14 protein-coding genes and 1 pseudogene are annotated in these 17,558 nt (G+C 60.4%); 2 read left to right on the top strand and 13 right to left on the bottom strand.

Annotation, left to right across the window (positions count from 1 at the left end; all coding sequences use genetic code 11):
* Positions 1-258: 258 nt before the first annotated feature.
* Positions 259-1,638, top strand: a complete 1,380-nt coding sequence (locus CFE428DRAFT_RS02465) for a hypothetical protein (protein WP_006977845.1) — start codon at positions 259-261, stop codon at positions 1,636-1,638.
* On the opposite strand, the gene CFE428DRAFT_RS02460 is transcribed toward CFE428DRAFT_RS02465, so the two are convergent.
* The 6 genes and pseudogenes from CFE428DRAFT_RS02460 to CFE428DRAFT_RS02435 form a co-directional block, all read right to left on the bottom strand.
* The gene (locus CFE428DRAFT_RS02460; protein ID WP_042724307.1) at positions 1,635-3,089 is read right to left on the bottom strand and encodes a DUF1501 domain-containing protein; all 1,455 of its coding nucleotides are present in this window, start codon (positions 3,087-3,089) and stop codon (positions 1,635-1,637) included. The genes CFE428DRAFT_RS02465 and CFE428DRAFT_RS02460 overlap by 4 nt on opposite strands.
* Positions 3,090-3,098: 9 nt before the next feature.
* A complete protein-coding gene (locus CFE428DRAFT_RS02455) occupies positions 3,099-6,248 on the bottom strand; it encodes a DUF1553 domain-containing protein (RefSeq protein ID WP_006977843.1) in 3,150 nt (1,049 codons plus the stop codon).
* Between the two features lie 83 nt (positions 6,249-6,331).
* Complete coding sequence (locus tag CFE428DRAFT_RS02450) at positions 6,332-7,786, bottom strand: DUF1501 domain-containing protein (protein WP_006977842.1); 1,455 nt, start codon at positions 7,784-7,786, stop codon at positions 6,332-6,334.
* A gap of 8 nt (positions 7,787-7,794) precedes the next feature.
* Positions 7,795-8,859: a DUF1553 domain-containing protein gene (locus CFE428DRAFT_RS39480; protein WP_006977841.1), complete on the bottom strand. Its 1,065-nt coding sequence runs from the start codon at positions 8,857-8,859 to the stop codon at positions 7,795-7,797.
* A gap of 268 nt (positions 8,860-9,127) precedes the next feature.
* Positions 9,128-10,879: pseudogene (locus CFE428DRAFT_RS39475) on the bottom strand (DUF1549 domain-containing protein); the annotation flags it as partial.
* A gap of 273 nt (positions 10,880-11,152) precedes the next feature.
* The gene (locus CFE428DRAFT_RS02435) at positions 11,153-12,553 is read right to left on the bottom strand and encodes an MFS transporter (RefSeq protein ID WP_006977839.1); all 1,401 of its coding nucleotides are present in this window, start codon (positions 12,551-12,553) and stop codon (positions 11,153-11,155) included.
* Positions 12,554-12,697: 144 nt separating this feature from the next.
* Between CFE428DRAFT_RS02435 and CFE428DRAFT_RS02430 the strand changes: the two genes are divergently transcribed.
* Positions 12,698-12,919: a hypothetical protein gene (locus tag CFE428DRAFT_RS02430; RefSeq protein WP_006977838.1), complete on the top strand. Its 222-nt coding sequence runs from the start codon at positions 12,698-12,700 to the stop codon at positions 12,917-12,919.
* A gap of 185 nt (positions 12,920-13,104) precedes the next feature.
* Here CFE428DRAFT_RS02430 and rpsD read toward each other — a convergent pair whose 3' ends face one another.
* From rpsD to secY, 7 genes are all read right to left on the bottom strand, one after another.
* Positions 13,105-13,716 carry a 30S ribosomal protein S4 gene (gene rpsD, locus CFE428DRAFT_RS02425; protein ID WP_006977837.1) on the bottom strand — a complete coding sequence of 204 codons (612 nt, stop codon included), beginning with the start codon at positions 13,714-13,716 and terminating at the stop codon, positions 13,105-13,107.
* Between the two features lie 26 nt (positions 13,717-13,742).
* The gene (gene rpsK / locus CFE428DRAFT_RS40875; protein ID WP_006977836.1) at positions 13,743-14,333 is read right to left on the bottom strand and encodes a 30S ribosomal protein S11; all 591 of its coding nucleotides are present in this window, start codon (positions 14,331-14,333) and stop codon (positions 13,743-13,745) included.
* Positions 14,334-14,353: 20 nt separating this feature from the next.
* Positions 14,354-14,740 (bottom strand): 30S ribosomal protein S13, encoded by a 387-nt coding sequence (gene rpsM, locus CFE428DRAFT_RS02415; RefSeq protein WP_006977835.1) that lies wholly within the window; start codon positions 14,738-14,740, stop codon positions 14,354-14,356.
* A 97-nt stretch (positions 14,741-14,837) separates the two neighbouring features.
* A complete protein-coding gene (gene rpmJ, locus CFE428DRAFT_RS35270; RefSeq protein WP_083804931.1) occupies positions 14,838-14,951 on the bottom strand; it encodes a 50S ribosomal protein L36 in 114 nt (37 codons plus the stop codon).
* 77 nt (positions 14,952-15,028) lie between these two features.
* The gene (gene infA, locus CFE428DRAFT_RS02410) at positions 15,029-15,247 is read right to left on the bottom strand and encodes a translation initiation factor IF-1 (protein ID WP_006977834.1); all 219 of its coding nucleotides are present in this window, start codon (positions 15,245-15,247) and stop codon (positions 15,029-15,031) included.
* Entirely contained in the window at positions 15,220-15,987 is a 768-nt protein-coding gene (gene map / locus CFE428DRAFT_RS02405; RefSeq protein WP_006977833.1) for a type I methionyl aminopeptidase, read from the bottom strand. The genes infA and map overlap by 28 nt, the downstream gene beginning before the upstream one ends.
* A 19-nt stretch (positions 15,988-16,006) precedes the next feature.
* Positions 16,007-17,521: a preprotein translocase subunit SecY gene (gene secY, locus CFE428DRAFT_RS02400; protein WP_006977832.1), complete on the bottom strand. Its 1,515-nt coding sequence runs from the start codon at positions 17,519-17,521 to the stop codon at positions 16,007-16,009.
* Positions 17,522-17,558: the final 37 nt, after the last annotated feature.

Here is a 17,558-nt window from a genome sequence, read left to right as displayed (position 1 = left end):
GATACTGGACGGTACGGCCCTCTTGCCGGGAGCCGCAAGCGGAATTTGTGAAAAGATTCACAAGCTCCCGGGCCCACACTCCACCAAGTGCCTGCATCAGGCCTGCGTCACTCTACGCATGGAGCTGGGTTTCCTGCGCTTTTTCCCGTCGCCGCCAGGTCGTCTCGTGACGACGAAACACGTCGGTATCCTTGCTGTTTCTCCCGCCCATCCGCGATAAAGTAGCGGTCTGGAATAGCAGTTGCACTACTCGCCCCCATGATCACCATCAACCTCGCCCTCAAACCCGCGGACCTGCGGAAAAAGATCGAGCGGTTGTGGGAAGTCTCCGCGCCGAAAGTTCTCGCCATCGATCTCGCTGAGACGGCCGGCAGCGCGCCACCCGTTTTCACCGTGCAGGGCAAATACACCGGGCACAACAACGCGGATGCGGTGCCCGGCTTTATCTACGGTTCGGCGCTGTTGCAGTACGATGCGTTTTGGGACGAGTCGTTTCTCCTCCTCGGCGCCGAGCGGACGAAGCAGCGCATGACGCACTTTGTCACCCGCACCGGCGCGCACGATCACGGCAGCAATATCGTGAGCACCTATGGCAATCTCTGGCGGCTCATGAATGAAAGCCGACTGGCGGAGGACGATGCCGAGCGCGGTTTCCTCGAGCTCGCCCTCAAGTGTTCCGGCGCGGTGCAGGCCGCTCGCTGGACCTTCGTTTCCAATGGCGAAGGCTTCATCCACGCGGCGCACGGGCCGCACTCGTTGCAGATCGAAACGATCCGTTCACTGCGCTCGCTGGCGCTGGCCCACAAGCTCGGACACTCGCTGGCCAGCGAACACGATGAGCGCATTTCGCTTCTGCGCCGCCTCATCGAACACGCCCGCACCACGGCGAAATGGAGCGTCTATTACGGCTCTGGACGCGACGCCTACGACGTGCGCGGCCGCATCGCGCAGGAGAGCGTTTTCAACGTAGCCGACGGCGCCTATCGCGGCCCCGGCACGCAGCAAGGCTACTCCCCTTTCACCACGTGGACGCGCGGACTCGCCTCCGCCATGCTCGGCTTCGCCGAACAACTCGAATACGTCGCTACGCTCGACGGCACCGGGCTCGATAAACTCGGCGGCCGGGATGCCATCGAAGCCGTTCTTCTCAATGCAGCACGTTCGACCTCCGATTATTACATCGAGCAAACGCCCGTGAACGGGGTTCCCTATTGGGACACCGGTGCGCCTGGTCTGCGCCAGCTCGGCAATTACCTCGACCGGCCGGCGGAGCCGTTCAATCCGCACGAACCCGTTGATAGCTCGGCTGCCGCGATCGCCGCGCAGGGTCTTCTGCGGCTCGGCAATCTGCTCACCAAGCGCGGCCAGGTCGCCGAAGCCGAACACTATTGGCAGGCCGGCCTGACGATCACGGACACCATCTTCGATGATCCGTATCTCAGCACGGACCCGAAGCACCAGGGCCTGCTCCTTCACGCGCTCCTGCATCGTCCCAATGGTTGGGACCACGTGCCGGCGAACAGCAAAATCCCCTGCGGCGAATCCACCGCCAACGGCGACTACCACGCCCGCGAACTCGCCCTCTATCTCCAGCGCGTCTACGAGGAAAAGCCGTATCTTTCTTTCTGCGGACTTTAGCCCAGCAATCCTTTCACCACATTCGCCTCTTCGACTCCCGTAAGCCGGCCGTCTAGGCCTTGATAGCGGTAAGTCAGACGCCGATGATCGAAGCCGAGGAGCTGCAGAATCGTGGCGTGCAGGTCGTGCACCGAGACCGGATCGCGGGCGATGTTATAGGAGAAATCGTCGGTCTCGCCATAGACAGTGCCGCCCTTTGTACCGCCACCGGCCATCCACATGCTGAAACAGCGCGGGTGATGATCGCGGCCATAGTTTGCGGAGGTCAGGTGACCTTGGGAATAGACGGTGCGCCCGAATTCTCCACCCCAAATGATCAGCGTGTCATCGAGCAGGCCGCGTAGTTTGAGATCCTGAATAAGCCCGTAGCATGGGCGATCTATGTCCTGGCATTGGGTCGGCAGCCGCCCGGCGATGTTGAAATGATGGTCCCAGTTGTTGTGATAGATCTGCACGAAGCGCACGCCACGTTCGACCAGACGGCGCGCCAGGAGAGCGGAGTTGGCAAACGTGCCAGCCTTCTTCACCTCGTTGCCATACAAAGCAAGCGTCGCGGCTGATTCACTGGAGAGATCAGTGAGTTCCGGCACGCTGGCTTGCATCCGATAAGCCATCTCGTACTGCGCGATGCGCGTATGTGTCTCAGGGTCGCCCACCGCTTCGTAATTGAGTTGGTTGAGCGCATTGACCCCATCGATCATTTGCCGGCGGACTTCGGCGGGCACACCCGCTGGATTGTTGATGTAAAGGATAGGGTCACCTTTGCTGCGGAAAGCAACGCCGGCATGTTCGCCCGGGAGGTAACCCGCCGACCAAAGCTTCGCCGAAATTGCCTGGAATTGGTCGCGGAAGCTGGGCTCAGCGACGAGGACGACAAACGTGGGAAGGTTCTGATTGAGAGAACCGAGACCGTAGCTTGCCCATGCACCCAGACACGGCCGACCGGTCACCGGATTGCCCGTTTGCATGAAGGTAATGGCCGGTTCGTGATTGATCGACTCTGTATTCATCGAGCGAATCAGACACAGATCGTCGGCGCACTGGCTCAGGTTCGGCAGCAATTCTGCATTCAGCGACATCCCGCAACGGCCGTGCTCCGAGAATCGATATTTCGACGGTGCGACCGGGAAGCGCGCCTGATTCGTGGTCATCGTCGTGAGTCGCTGGCCTTTCCTTACGGAATCCGGGAAATCTTTGGCATACCACTTCGCCATTTCCGGTTTCGGATCGAAGAGATCCATCTGCGAAGGTCCTCCGACCATATGCATATAAATGACCCGCTTCGCTTTTGGCGCGAAATGCGGCGCCAACGGTTGATCGCCATTGACGGCCAGCGCGTGCGGATCGCGTCCCAACAGCGAGGCCAGCGCCGCGAAGCCCAGCACATTGGCTCCTCTCCCGAGAAACCGGCGGCGGGATTCATAGAGGTTGTGAGCATTCACTGGAATCATCAGCATTCGCTATTTGTTCAGGACCTCATCGAGGTTCATCAATTGATTGCAGGTCATCGTCCAGGCGGCTAACTCCGGCGCCGGCAGGGAGCCATTCACCGGCGTCTCACCGATTGCCAGCAGGGCTTTGGCATCCTCGGGGTGATCGAGGTAATAAGCGCGCCAGCGGTTTTGGTTTTTCCGCACGATCGTCTCTTCCTCCGGACGGAGGGGCCGGCAGAGCAGACTCTCCGCGATGTAGTCGATCGTTCTTTCACCATTGCCCGCCCCCGCCGCAAAGGCGTGGCTCGCCAACACGCGCGCTGCTTCAACAAACTGGGTATCGTTCATCGTCACCAACGCCTGTAGCGGAGTATCGGTGCGCTCGCGGCGCAGGCAGGAGGTCTCGCGGGTCGGCGCATTGAAAGCCTCCATCGCCGGTGGTGGTGCACTGCGTTTCCAGAAGGTGTAGAGACTGCGGCGATAAAGGTTCTCACCGTGGTCTTGCTGGTAGACGCGCGTGTTGCTGGCGGGAAGCGCAATCGTTTCCCACACCCCCTCCGGTTGATATGGCTTCGCGCTCGCACCACCGATGGTCGACGACAGTTCGCCGCTGGCCGCCAGCGCATAGTCGCGCACCATTTCGGCATCCATCCGGAAGCGCGGTCCCCGGGAAAGCAGCCGGTTCTGCGGGTCGTGCTCGATTTTTTCCGGGGTCAGCACCACGGCTTGCCGATAGGTCGCGCTGGTCACGATCAGCCGCATGATGTGCTTCATGTCCCAACCGCTCTCGCGGAATTCCACGGCCAGCCAGTCGAGCAACTCCGGATGCGATGGCGGTTCGCCCATGATGCCGAAATCCTCCGCTGTCTTCACCAACCCCGTCCCGAAGACCTCCTGCCACAGACGATTCACGATCACTCGGGCGGTGAGCGGATTGGCAGGATCGACCAGCCATTGGGCCAGGCCGAGTCGATTGCGCGGCGCATTCTTCGGCATGGGGTGCAACGCGGAAAAAACGGCCGGGCCTACTTCTTCACCCGGTTGTTCGTATTGTCCGCGGCGAAGAATGTGCGCCGTGGGCTTGGAATTCATGCGTTCCTGCTGAATCGGTGAGACGACACAGCGGTCGTAGATGCTTTGTTTTTCCGCCTCGAGCCGGTCGAGTTTGCGCAAGATGTCGACTGCCCCGGGATCTCCCGCCAGATAAACGTCGGAGAGTTGCTCCGCATTCCGCCCCATATCCCCTCCAGTCGGATGCAGAACGTCGAGCAGATGAAGTAACCCTCGTACTTCCACCGAGGTCAGGGCGCGATCGAAAACCTGGACCTCCTGGACCGCGCCGGTGAAGGACTGGCGCCCTCCCTGCTGCCCGAGGCGAAGCGGTGCCGCAACACGGATCGAATCCGTTAACGTGTAGCCATTGTCCCGCACTTCAATCGGCTTTCCATTCACAAACACGCGGATCCCGGATCCCTTGCCAGAGCCATCATACGTCACCGCTATATGGCTCCATTCATTGAGCTTCATCTTGGCATCGGTAGCGATGGCCAGGATCGCCTCGTCCCGCCACCGTTCCACTAGATAAACGAAGATCTTCTGCTCCTTGATGGCGATCGACCAACCGCGGTATCCCTTCGCCGGATCCACGCGTGAAAGGAGCGTGCCGTCGCCGGAAGTACGAATCCAGGCGCTTACCGAAAAGGGTTGGTCTCGCTCGAAATTCGCAACGTCGCCGAGATCCAGCGTTGTGTCTTTGTCGATGACCAGCGCCTGCCCCGCTTTGCCCGGCTCAGTGAGGTAGTCCTGCTGCCGCGCCAGCGTGCGAGGAGAACCCGCGACCGTACCGTGCAATTCCTTGACGTTGCCTTCATCCAAAGGCAGCGAGACAACGTTGCCTTTGATCCGCGCGCGGATTTTCTCCGCGGTGACCGTTCGAGACCAATTCTGAAAATCTGGCTCGATTTGCTTGCGCCGCGCAGCCAGCTCCGCATCGATGGCCCCAATTTCCTGCGGCAACGCTTTCCAGCGCGGCGCATCCTTGTCGGACGGCATGACCAACACCGGCGCGGTATCGCGAACGTCGTTGTCCAGGCCTTCCTGGGTGGTATTGCGAAAGAATGCGCTCATCGCATAAAAGTCTTTCGTCGTGATCGGGTCGAACTTGTGATCGTGACACACTGCACAATTCGCCGTCAGCCCCAGCCAGACCCACGAGGTCGTCTCCACGCGCTCTCGCGCGTAGTTGCTGAGATTTTCGTCGGGAAATGTCCCCCCCTCCGAAGTGGTCATATTGCAACGATGAAAGCCGGTGGCAATCAGTTGCGATTGCGTGGGATGCGGAAGCAAATCGCCGGCGATCTGTTCGATGGTAAACTGATCAAACGGCATGTTCCGATTGAAGGCATCGATCACCCAATCGCGATAAGGCCACTCCTCGCTATAGTTATCGGCATTGAGCCCGTGGGTGTCCGCATAACGCGCAGCGTCGAGCCAGTAACGGGCTCGATGTTCGCCATAACGTGGAGACGCCATCAAACGATCGACCAGCTTTTCATAGCGGTCGGGAGCCGGGTCATGGAGAAAGTGGTCGATGATTTCCGGCGCGGGCGGCAGGCCGGTCAAATCCAGCGAAACCCGCCGCACCAAGGCGCGCGGATCCGCCTCCCGCGCTGGCGCCAGTCCATGGCTCTCCAGCTTGGCCTGCACAAAACGATCGATCGGATTTCGCGCCCAACTCGTGTCCTTCGTCAATGGAAGGGGTGGTCGCTCCGGCTTGATGAAGGACCAATGTGGCTGCCACGGCGCCCCCTGAGCGATCCACTTGCGAAAGAGCGCTATCTGCTGCGGCGTCAGCTCATGATGCGACTCCGGCGGAGGCATGACCTCGTCCTCGTCCTTGGAAGACAGCCGCCGATAGAGCGGACTTTTCTCCGGCCAGCCTTTGATGACGACGGGCCCGCCTTTGCGCTTCCCGAAAAACCCTTCCACCTGGTCCAGTCGCAGCGAAGCCTTGCGCGCAATCGGATCCGGCCCATGACAGGCAAAACAATTCTCCGCCAGGATGGGGCGGATATCGCGATTGAAGCGCATCGGAGCATCCGCCGCCTGTATCCGACCTCCCATGAGCGGGCAGATCGCGAAAGCGGTGATGAACAAGAGGCACTTCCTTTTCATCATTTCAAAAGTCACGAGCGTAATCGATTCTCGGAAGGGTAGCTATTCCCACGCCTGCTGCCGCAAAGTTCACCGATTTGCGGACTTTAGCCCAGCAATCCCTTCACCACGTTCGCTTCTTCGACGCCGGTGAGCCGGCCATCGAGGCCTTGGTAGCGGTACGTCAGGCGCCGATGATCGAACCCGAGGAGCTGCAAAATCGTGGCGTGCAGGTCGTGCACCGAAACCGGATCGCGGACGATGTTGTAGGAGAAATCATCGGTCTCGCCATAGCTCGTCCCAGCCTTGGTTCCTCCGCCGGCCATCCACATGCTAAAACACCGTGGGTGGTGATCGCGGCCGTAATTGGTCGTCGAGAGATCGCCTTGCGAATAAATCGTCCGCCCAAATTCGCCGCCCCAGATGATGAGCGTTTCGTCGAGCATCCCTCGCTTTTTCAAATCCTGAATGAGCGCGTAGCACGGGCGATCCACATCCCGGCACTGGGCGGGTAACCGTCCCGCGACGTCAAAGTGGTTATCCCAGTTGTTGTGATAAATCTGCACGAACCGAACGCCACGCTCCACCAACCGACGGGCGAGCAATGCGGAATTGGCAAAGGTCCCCGCCTTTTTCGCCTCCTCCCCGTAGAGCTCAAACGTCGCCGCCGGTTCGCTGGCCAGATTCGTGAGCTCCGGCACGCTCGCCTGCATGCGATACGCCATCTCGTATTGCGCGATGCGGGTGTGTGTTTCCGGATCGCCCACGGTTGCGTAGTTCATCTGATTCAACGCGTCGATGCCATCGAGCGTCTTGCGCCGAATCGCCGCCGGCACTCCCGGCGGGTTATTGATGAAAAGGATCGGATCTCCCTTGCTGCGAAAGGCCACGCCGGCGTGCTCCCCGGGCAGATAGCCCGCCGACCAGAGCTTCGCCGAGATCGCCTGGAATTGGTCCTGCCGGGTAGGCTCAGCCACGAGGACGACGAAGGTGGGCAGATTCTGATTCAACGAGCCGAGCCCGTAACTCGCCCACGAGCCGAGACACGGGCGCCCGGTCACCTGATTGCCCGTCTGCATGAAGGTGATCGCCGGTTCGTGATTGATCGCCTCGGTATTCATCGAGCGAATCAGGCAGAGATCATCGGCGCATCGGCTTAGATTCGGCAGCAACTCCGCGTTCATCGACATCCCGCACTGGCCGTATCGGGCAAATTTGTATTTCGACGGTGCGATGGGGAAGCGCGTCTGCCCGCTGGTCATGGTCGTGAGCCGCTGCCCCTGGCGCACGGAATCCGGCAAATCCTTGTTGTACCACTTCGCCATTTCCGGCTTGGGATCGAAAAGATCCATCTGCGAAGGGCCGCCCACCATGTGCAGGTAGATGATCTGTTTCGCCTTGGGGGCGAAGTGTGTGGCGAGCGGCGCGGCGGCTTCCGCCGCCAGCGCGTGCGGATCGCGCCCGAACAGCGAAGCCAGTGCGGCGAAGCCAAGCACATTGGCCCCACGACCGAGAAAGCGGCGGCGCGTTTCGTAGAGGGAATGAGCGTCCAGGGGATTCATACGATTCGCTATTTGTTCAGGACCTCGTCGAGGTTCATGAGCTGGTTGCAGGTCATGGTCCAGGCCGCGAGTTGCGGTGTCGGCACGGTGCTGTCGAGTGGCGCATCGCCCACCGACAGCAGCGCCTTGGTGTCATCCGGATGCGCGGAATAGTAGGCGAGCAGTTCCTGCTGATTTTTCTTCACCATCGCCTCCTCGTTACCGCGCAGCGGCCGGCAAAGCAAATGTGCGGCCATATACTGAATCACCTGCTCGTCATCGCCGCCCGTGGCGACGAAGGCGTGGGTGGCAAGCACCCGCGCGGCTTCCACAAATTGAGTGGCATTGAGGGTGACGAGCGCCTGCAGCGGTGTGTCGGTCCGCTCACGCCGCAGACAGGAAGTCTCGCGCGTCGGCGCATTGAAAGTCTCCAGGGCCGCCGGCGGCGCGCTGCGTTTCCAAAAGGTGTAAATGCTGCGCCGATAAAGCGCCTCGCCGCTGTCGCGTTGGTAGCTGCGCGTGTTGCTCACCGGAATCGCCACCGCTTCCCACACGCCGTCGGGTTGATACGGCTTCACACTTGCCCCACCGATCTTCGGCGAAAGCTCCCCGCTCGCGGCCAGCGCGTAATCCCGCACCATCTCCGCGTCCATGCGGAAACGCGGTCCCCGCGAGAGCAACCGATTCTGTGGATCGCGCTCGATTTTCTCCGGCGTTAACACCGCCGCCTGCCGGTAGGTCGCGCTTGTGACGATAAGCCGCATGATGTGCTTCACGTCCCAGCCGCTCTCCATGAATTCCACGGCCAGCCAGTCGAGCAGCTCGGGGTGCGATGGGGCCTCGCCCATGATGCCGAAGTCTTCCGCGGTCCTGACCAATCCCGTGCCGAAAACCTCCTGCCACAGGCGATTGACGGTGACTCGTGCCGTCAGCGGGTTTTCGCGATCGACCAGCCATTGGGCAAGACCAAGACGATTCCGCGGCGCATTCTTCGGCATGGGCGGGAGGGCGGAGAGCACCGCCGCCTCGACCTTTTCGCCGGGCTGATCGTACTGCCCGCGGCGCAGGACGTAGGCTGCGGGTGTCGAATCCATGCGCTCTTTCCTGAATGGGAGAGACGGTGCTGTGATCCTGGATCGTTTGCTTTTCGGCTTCCAGCTTGGCGAGTTGGTGCGAGATGGCCGCCGCCTTCGCGTCGCCCGCGAGATAAACATCGAAGAGTTCTTCCTTGTCTCGCGCCGTGCGGTTCGCCGCCGGCGCGGACAGCGAACGGAGGACGTCGGGCGCCTCGTGCAATCCGCGAATCTCGACCGGCGAGAGAGCGCGATCGCAAATCTGCAGATTCTGCACTGCTCCGGTGAAGTATTGCCGGCCGACCAGACGCCCGAGTTGCAGGGGAACGGCACTGCGAATCGAACCAGAAAGGCTATCCTCAGTCGTTCGCATATCCATCCGCTGGCCATCGATAAAAACGCGGACGCCTTTGCTATGGCCGGAGCCATCATACGTCACGGTCAGATCCTTCCAGCCCGAGGGCGGTGTGGTGGTGCTATCACTCGCAATGGCAAGTAAGGCGTTCCGAGGGAATTCGTGCACGAGATAGACGTAAATGTCCTGCTCCTTGATGGCGATCGACCAACCGCGAAAACCGTTCTTTGGATCTACACGCGAGATCAACGTCCCGCTCCCGTCCTTACGAAATGAGACGCTCACCGAAAAAGGCTGGTTCCACTCAAGGTCCGCGACGTCGCCAAAATCCAGGGTCGTCTCATGATCGACCACCAGCGCCTGGCCGGTCTTGCCCGCGCGGCTTTGATATTCCTTTGTCCCCGCCACGGTTTGCGGGTGGCCACTGACCGTCCCGTGTAACTCCCGGGATGCGCCTTCGTCCAAAGGAAAGGAGAGCACATTGCCTTGAATCCGCGCGCTGAGCTGTTGCGGGGTGAGCAATTGCGACCAGCGCTGGAACTCGGGGGCAAGTTGCTGGCGGCGCTCTGCCATCGCGGACTTCCCGGCGGCGATTTCCTGCGGAATTGTCTTCCAGCGCCCTGCGTCCTGGCTCGCCGGCGACACAAAAACTGGCGGCGTATCACGGATGCCCTTGTCATTCCCCTCCTGCGTCGTATTCCGAAAGAATGCGCTCATCGCGTAAAAATCCTTCGTCGTGATCGGATCGAACTTGTGGTCGTGGCATACCGCGCAATTCGCGGTGAGTCCCAGCCACACCCAAGAGGTCGTCTCCACGCGATCACGTGCATAATTGGCGAGGCTCTCCTCGGGAATGACGCCGCCTTCAGAGGTCGTGATATTGCAGCGATGGAAGCCGGTGGCGATCAACTGCGCTGGCGTGGGATGCGGCAGCAGGTCGCCGGCGATTTGCTCGATGGTGAATTGATCGAACGGCATGTTTCGGTTGAAGGCCTCGATCACCCAGTCGCGATAGGGCCAAGCTTCGACGTAGTTATCCAGGTTCATGCCGTGCGTGTCGGCATAGCGGGCGGCATCCAGCCAGTAACGCGCCCGGTGCTCGCCGTAGTGCGGCGAGGCCATCAGTTGATCGACCAACTTCTCGTAACGATCCACGCTTTTGTCCGCCACGAATTGCTCGACGAGCGCTGGTTCCGGCGGCAAGCCCGTGAGATCCAGCGAAACCCGCCGCACGAGCGCGCGCGGATCGGCTTCCGCCGCGGGCGCCAGTCCGTTGCTTTCCAATTTCGCCAGCGTGAAGCGATCGATCGGGTTGCGCACCCACTGCGCGTCTTTTACCGCCGGCAGTTCCGGCCGCTCTGGCTTGATCAATGACCAGTGCGGTTGCCAGGGCGCTCCTTGGGCGATCCAGCGGCGAAAGAGTGCAATCTGTTCCGGTTGCAAGACATGACGCGACTTCGGCGGCGGCATGACTTCGTCCCGGTCGTGCGAAGTCAACCGTTCGTAAAGAGGGCTTTTCTCCGGCTTGCCGGGGATGACGACCGGCCCGTCTTTGCGCTTCCCGAAAAACCCTTCCTGCTGATCCAGCCGCAGCGAAGCCTTCCGGGCAATCGGGTCCGGTCCGTGGCAGGCAAAACAATTCTCCGCGAGAATCGGCCGGATGTCGCGATTGAAGCGAATCGGCACGTCATGCGCCGCCTGCGCTTCACGCGCGACGAACCAGCCGAACGCGAAAGCGGTCAGCACAATCCATTTCCGATCTATCGAAGCAAAAAACACAGGCTTATTGAGGCCGGCACAACATAGCTAATCTTGCGCCTATTCTCGCGGACTTTTGGCGCGAGGATACTCCTACACGGAAACGGTATAACGCGCAGGCGGATATTCGGAAACGAAAGACGAACATCCGTTTTTATTCTACCTTCTGACTGTTCGTTGGTTGCGCAGCGATTGGCAGGGTCACGAATTCCCCTCTTCCTCCCCGGCCTTCGGAATCACAGACAGAAGTCGCCGATGTTTCGCAAAAGCGAGGACGCACAGCACTCCACTGAAGACGAGCCAGATCGGCAGAAACGCGAAACCTTGCGCCAGGGCCGCTTCGGGACTGGGAGCGCCACCGCCGGGGCGGCCAGCGCGGAGGACGAGCGCGAAGAGCAGACTGATGAAACCGTAGCCGAGGTTGATGGCCACGCCCTTGAAGGACAGGACGGTGGCGCGGTGGCTGGAATCCGCCAGGGCATTGAGATAATACGAGACGATATAGCCGAGGGCGGTCATGGCGCCGCCCAGGGGAAGAAGAAAGATGACGCCCCAATACGTCCAGCGGCAGGCGGCGCCAAAAAGGCCGGCGAGGACGACGATGCCCAGCAGGACATAATTGCGCAGCATGGTGTTGGCCGTGACCATGCGCCGTGCGATCGGCGAGACGAGCAGGCCGAGCCCGCCCATCAATGCGCCGATAAAACCAAAGAGCGCCTCAGGCAAATGAATGAGGCGAAAATAGGAACTGGAGAAAGTCAGAAAAAGACGGGTGACGCAATCGATGAGCACCGCGGCGGTGATGACGAAGAGCGCGGTCGGCGTTTGCCAGATCCACTGGGCCGCTCGACTGGCGATCTGCCACGCAGTGCGTTCGCAACCGGCGAGCGCGTTCTCCCCTTCTCCATTCACCGGGGCCGCATGCCGGATGCGCGTGCTGGGTTCACGCATGCCCAACGCGCAGGTTAGCACCAGGATGGCACTGGCGAGATTCAGGTAGATGGGAAAGCGGATGGTGGTGGCTTTCTCGAGATGGATGGCGAAGCCCATGGAGCCCAGCGCGTGGTTGAGAAAAGACGGATCGTAGACCGCACCGCCAACGATCATCGCGATGATCATCCCTACACCCTGCCAGCGCATCACCTGATCGAGCACCAGCGGCCATTCGTGGGAACGTCCACGCTCGGCGAGCGAATCGAAGACCAGCGCTTCATCGGCGCCGCTGGCCATGCCCTCAGCGATGCCGCTGAGGATGCGATTGGCCAGGCAACAGAGCAGCAGGACGAGCCCGCCATTTTGCGGAGCGATGCTGAGCAGGATCATCTCGACCACCATGCACACGCCGGCCGCGACGACGAGCGGTCGACGGCCGATGCGATCGGCGAGCACACCTGCAGGCACATCGGTGAACACGATGGCCAGAGCCCAGGCGAAGTTGAGCAACGTGTACTCCGCCGCGCTCAGCCCGAGATCGAGAAAGAGAATCGCGAGAACCGGGTAATAAAACCGCGCATTGAACAACACGCGGAAGAGCACGAAGCGCCGCCAGTTACGATCGGCATCGCTGCGAGCGAGGGAAGTGGCGTCAGGCGATGTAGTCATGCAGCGTCGTGCGGAAGATGACGTGATAAAGGAATCGTTCGGCAATCACATTCGCATCGCGATCACCGCGCGCCACAATTCCATTGTCAGCACCTGGCAAACTTTCCGCTTTTCACTTTTCAGTTTCGCTCGCAATTTTCCTGCATGACCGAAGTTCAGCAGCAGATGATCGATAAAGCATTCGAATTGCTCAGCGAGCACTTCGACCATGTGGTGATCGCCGTCGGCACTTACGACGAGGACAAGCAGTACACGACGACGGCGTCTTACTACGGCGGCGTGGCTCCGGCGATCGGCTTGTGCAAGCTGTACGAGAAGCGCTGGACGAAAGAGCACCTCTGGGGTCCAGACGACGAGTTGGAATAAGTGTCAGGTAACAAGAGCCAGGAGCCCAGTGTCCGCTGCTCCCGCCATGGCGGGACAGATTGCGGCACCACTTGGCTCTTGGCTCTTGGCTCTTGGCTCTTGGATCCTGGCTCTTGGAACTCCAAACAAAAAACGGCGCAGGCTGCACATGGCAACCTGCGCCGTAAAATGAAGCTCCGTTCGCTTTAGCGGGAGTAGAGTTCGACGATCAACTGTTCGTTGACGATCGGGGCGATTTCATCACGCGACGGGATGCGCGAGACCTTGCCGCTGAACTGCTCTTTGTCCACCGTGAGCCATTCCGGCACCGGGGTGATCTGGGTAAGCTCGAGGTTCTTCGCCGCGAGGCGGCGCGACTGCGGCTTGTCCTTGATCGTGATCGCGTCACCAGCCTTAACGTTGAAGGAAGAGACGTCGACCTTGCGGCCATTGACCTGCACGTGGCCGTGCGAAACCAGCTGGCGGGCAGCGCTGCGGGAGTTCGCGAAACCGAGGCGGTAGATAACGTTGTCGAGACGGGTCTCGAGCAACTGGAGGAGGATCTCACCGGTCACGCCACGACGGGTGGAGGCGATGGTGAAGTAGCGGCGGAATTGGCGCTCGAGGACGCCGTATTGGTAACGCAGCTTCTGCTTCTCGCCGAGGGCGATGGCGTATTCAGACTGCTTGCGGCGCGAGCCCTTCGGGCCGTGCATGCCGGGACCGTAGTTCTTGCGCTCCAGCGCCTTCGAGGGGCCGAAGAGGGCGACTCCGAAGCGGCGGCTGATTCTTGTTTTGGGGCCAGTATAACGTGCCATAACGAGTTCTTTCTAGTGCGGGTGGATCAGACGCGGCGTTGTTTCGGCGGGCGGCAGCCGTTGTGCGGCACCGGGGTCACGTCCTTGATGATGCTGATCTCGAGGCCGACAGCCTGGATGGCACGGACGGCCGATTCACGACCGGCGCCGGGGCCCTTCACGCGGACTTCGACTTCCTTGAGACCGTGGCCCATCGCCTGGCGGCAGGCATCCTGGGCAACCATCTGCGCGGCGTAAGCGGTGCTCTTGCGCGAGCCCTTGAAGCCGCACTTGCCGGCGCTCGACCAACCGATGGTCGAACCGTTCATGTCGGTGATGGTGACGATGGTGTTGTTGAACGAAGCCACGATATGAGCGATGCCGCTGTGGACGTTCTTGCTGCCCTTAGCCTTGATGATCTTGATCGGCTCAACGACGGCGTTCGGGTCGAGGGAAAGGTTTTCTTCCTTCTTCGGCTCCGCCGGAGCGGCGGCACCAGCCGCGTCTTTCTTGGCTTTCGGAGCCTTCTTGACTTTCGGAGCAGCTTCAGCGCCTTCGGTCTTGGCGGCCGCCTTCGGGGCGGCCTCCGGAGCGGCGGTTTCGGCCTTCACGGCCTCGGGTTTATCGGAATCAGGCATGATCTTCGTTCTTTCTTTGTTTACTTGGCGCCTTCCTTGGCGCGCTGGACACCCACCGTCTTACGCGGGCCCTTGCGGGTGCGGGCGTTGGTGGAGGTGCGCTGACCGCGCACGGGCAGACTGCGACGATGGCGGATGCCCCGATAGCAGTTGATCGCCTGGAGGCGCTTGAGGTTGGACTGCAGCTCACGGCGCAGATCGCCTTCGATCGGGAGCTTGCTCGCCGTGATGGCCTGGATGATCTGGTTCAGCTGCTCGTTCGAGAGGTCCTTCGCGCGGACGTCGGGATTGATGTTGGCCTGCTCGAGGATGCGCTTCGCAGTGCTCGGGCCGATGCCGTAAATGTAAGGCAGCGACGCTTCGATGCGCTTGTCGCCGGGAATTTCAACGCCTAGGAGTCGGGGCATATTATTTAGGGATTTAGGATTTGGGATTTCGGATGTTCAGCGGATTCTTCGGGGTCGGAGTTCAGTCAGAAATCCGCAATCGAAAATCCAAACATCATTAGCCCTGCCGCTGCTTGTGGCGCGTGTTCTTGCAAATCACGCGGACCACGTTCTTGCGCTTCACGATACGGCAGGATTCGCAAAGCCTTTTGACGGATGCTCTTACTTTCATGGTTTAAAAATTGGCTGGCTGTTTGGAGGACAAAAAATCGCACTGGGAATTGACCCCAGAGCGATCGGGCTATTCTGCTACTTCTGCCGAAAGGTAATACGTCCTTTGGTCAAATCGTAGGGGGACATCTCTAGCAGAACTTTATCGCCTGGCAAGATCCGAATGAAGTGCAAACGCATTTTTCCGGAAATGTGCGCCAGGACCTGGTGGCCGTTGGGAAGTGCCACCCGAAACATGGTGTTCGGGAGCAGCTCTACGACCCTGCCCTCTACCTCAATAGCGTCTTTTTTCGCCATGTGAGGATCTCGGGCTCGCCCTTGGTGATCAGGACGGTGTGTTCAAAATGGGCGGATGGCTTCTCATCAAGGGTTACCACCGTCCATTTGTCGTCGAGCACTTTCACCGCCGCCGAACCCATGTTGACCATAGGTTCGATCGCCAGCGTCATGCCCGGCTTCAGCTTGGGCCCGCTGCCGGGCCGGCCGTAGTTCGGCACTTGAGGCTCTTCGTGCAGCTTGCGGCCGACACCATGTCCCACGAATTCGCGGACCACGGTGTAGCCATTAGCTACAATTTCATCCTCAATCGCCGCGCACAGGTCACCGAGGCGACGGCCGCCCTGGGCGTAGGTGATGGCCATCTCCAGGGTGCTTTCGGTGACGGCCAGCAAACGCTGAACCTTTTCATCGATCACCCCCACGGGGACGGTCGTTGCGGTATCGCCGACCCAACCGTCTTTCACCACGCCGATATCGAGTTTCACGATATCGCCGTACTGAATACGACGGGGACCGCCGATGCCGTGAACGACTTCTTCGTTCAAGGAAATACAAATGTTCCCGGGAAACCCGCGGTAGCCGAGAAAGGCGCTTTTGCAGCCCAACTCTGCCATGAATTCCGCGGCAGCCTGATCGACTTCGCCAGTGGTAATTCCCGGCCGGACCAAGGTCGAAACGCGGTCGAGCACTTCGCTCGCGGCCCGGCAGGCCAGCCGCATCTTTTCAATTTCGCGCTCGTTCTTGATCGGGATACTCATGCAACGACGCCCTTCGCGGCTAGTGAAGATGTTGGAAGCGCGAAGCGACGAAGATCACCATGCCCGCAATAAAGAGGATCGCAATGACGACATAGAGCCAGAGCATGGCGTTCTCCTTCACCGCCTCGCCACCGCCCGTAGGGCCGAAGCTGGAGCGGCCACGGATACGGCCCTTCCGCAGGAAGCCATCATAGTGACGCTGAATGAGATGGGTCTCGACCTGGCGCATCGTGTCCAGAATCACGCCCACGATAATCAGCAGACTGGTGCCGCCGAAAAACTGAGCCGTGATGTAGGGCACATTCATGCGCTCGGAGAGCATGCCTGGGAGAATCGCGATGATCGTGAGGAAAATGGCGCCGGCGAAGGTCAGGCGCGTCATGGTGAAGTCGAGGAAGTCGGCGGTCGGCTTACCCGGACGCACGCCTGGCACGTAGCCACCGTATTTCTTCAGGTCTTCCGCGATTTGCTGCGGTTGGAACTGCGTCGCCACCCAGAAGTAGCTGAAGAAGAAAATCATCGCCGCGTAGACCGTGTAGTGAATCCAACCGTGGGTCAGGGCGGCCGCGATATTCTGCGCCAGCGGAGAGGTCTTGAACGCGGTCGAAGCGATGGTCGACGGGAAGACCAGCAACGCCTGGGCGAAGATGATCGGCATGACGCCCGCGTAATTCACCTTCAGCGGCATGTACTGCGTCTGGCCGCCGTAAACTTTCTGGCCCACCACGCGCTTGGCGTATTGGACGCTGATCTTGCGCTGCGCCTGGGTCACGCAAATGACCGCCGCAATGACGATGATCAGGAACGCCAGCATGGCGACGAGAACGATCGGTTGCACTTGCGCTCCCTTCCCAGCCGTAGGAACGAACGTGCGCCAGGCTTGCATCAAACCTGCGGGCAGGCGGGCGACGATGCCGACGGTGATGATCATCGACATACCGTTGCCCACACCGCGATCGGTAATCTGATCGCCGACCCACATCAGGAACATGGTGCCTGCGGTGAGCGTGAGCACCGTCATGACGCGGAAGGCGATTCCCGGATCCGACACCAGCGGGATGCCCATCTTCTTGATGGTATCCATGATGCCGTGCAGGAACGGATTGTTCGCCGGGTTTTCGAAAGTGAGCGCGAGCAGGTACCCTTGGAAAATGCATAGCGCAATGGTTGCGTAGCGCGTGTACTGCATGATCTTCTGGCGGCCGCCGTCTTCCTTGGACAGCTTGCCAAGGCTCGGCACTACCGCCGTCAGCAACTGCAGCATGATCGACGCGCTAATGTAGGGCATGACGCCCAGCGAGAAGACCGCGCAGTTTTCCAATGCGCCACCACTGAAGATATTGAACAGGGCCGCGGCGTTGCCGCCGGTGTCATTGCTGACCTGCGTCGAAAACCACTCCTGAAGAACGGCCGCATTGACTCCCGGGCAAGTGATCACCGCGCCGACGCGGACCACCACCAGCAGGATCAAGGTGAAGATGATCCGGGACCTGAGCTCCGGAATCTTGAAGGTATTGGAGAATGCCGAGATCATGAATGGCCTTGCGTTACGGAATCACAGCGTGTTGCAC

Source organism: Chthoniobacter flavus Ellin428 (genome assembly GCF_000173075.1).
Taxonomy (GTDB): Bacteria; Verrucomicrobiota; Verrucomicrobiia; order Chthoniobacterales; family Chthoniobacteraceae; genus Chthoniobacter; species Chthoniobacter flavus.
Note: the sequence above shows the minus strand (reverse complement) of the source record. Positions and strands in the feature narration are given on the sequence as shown.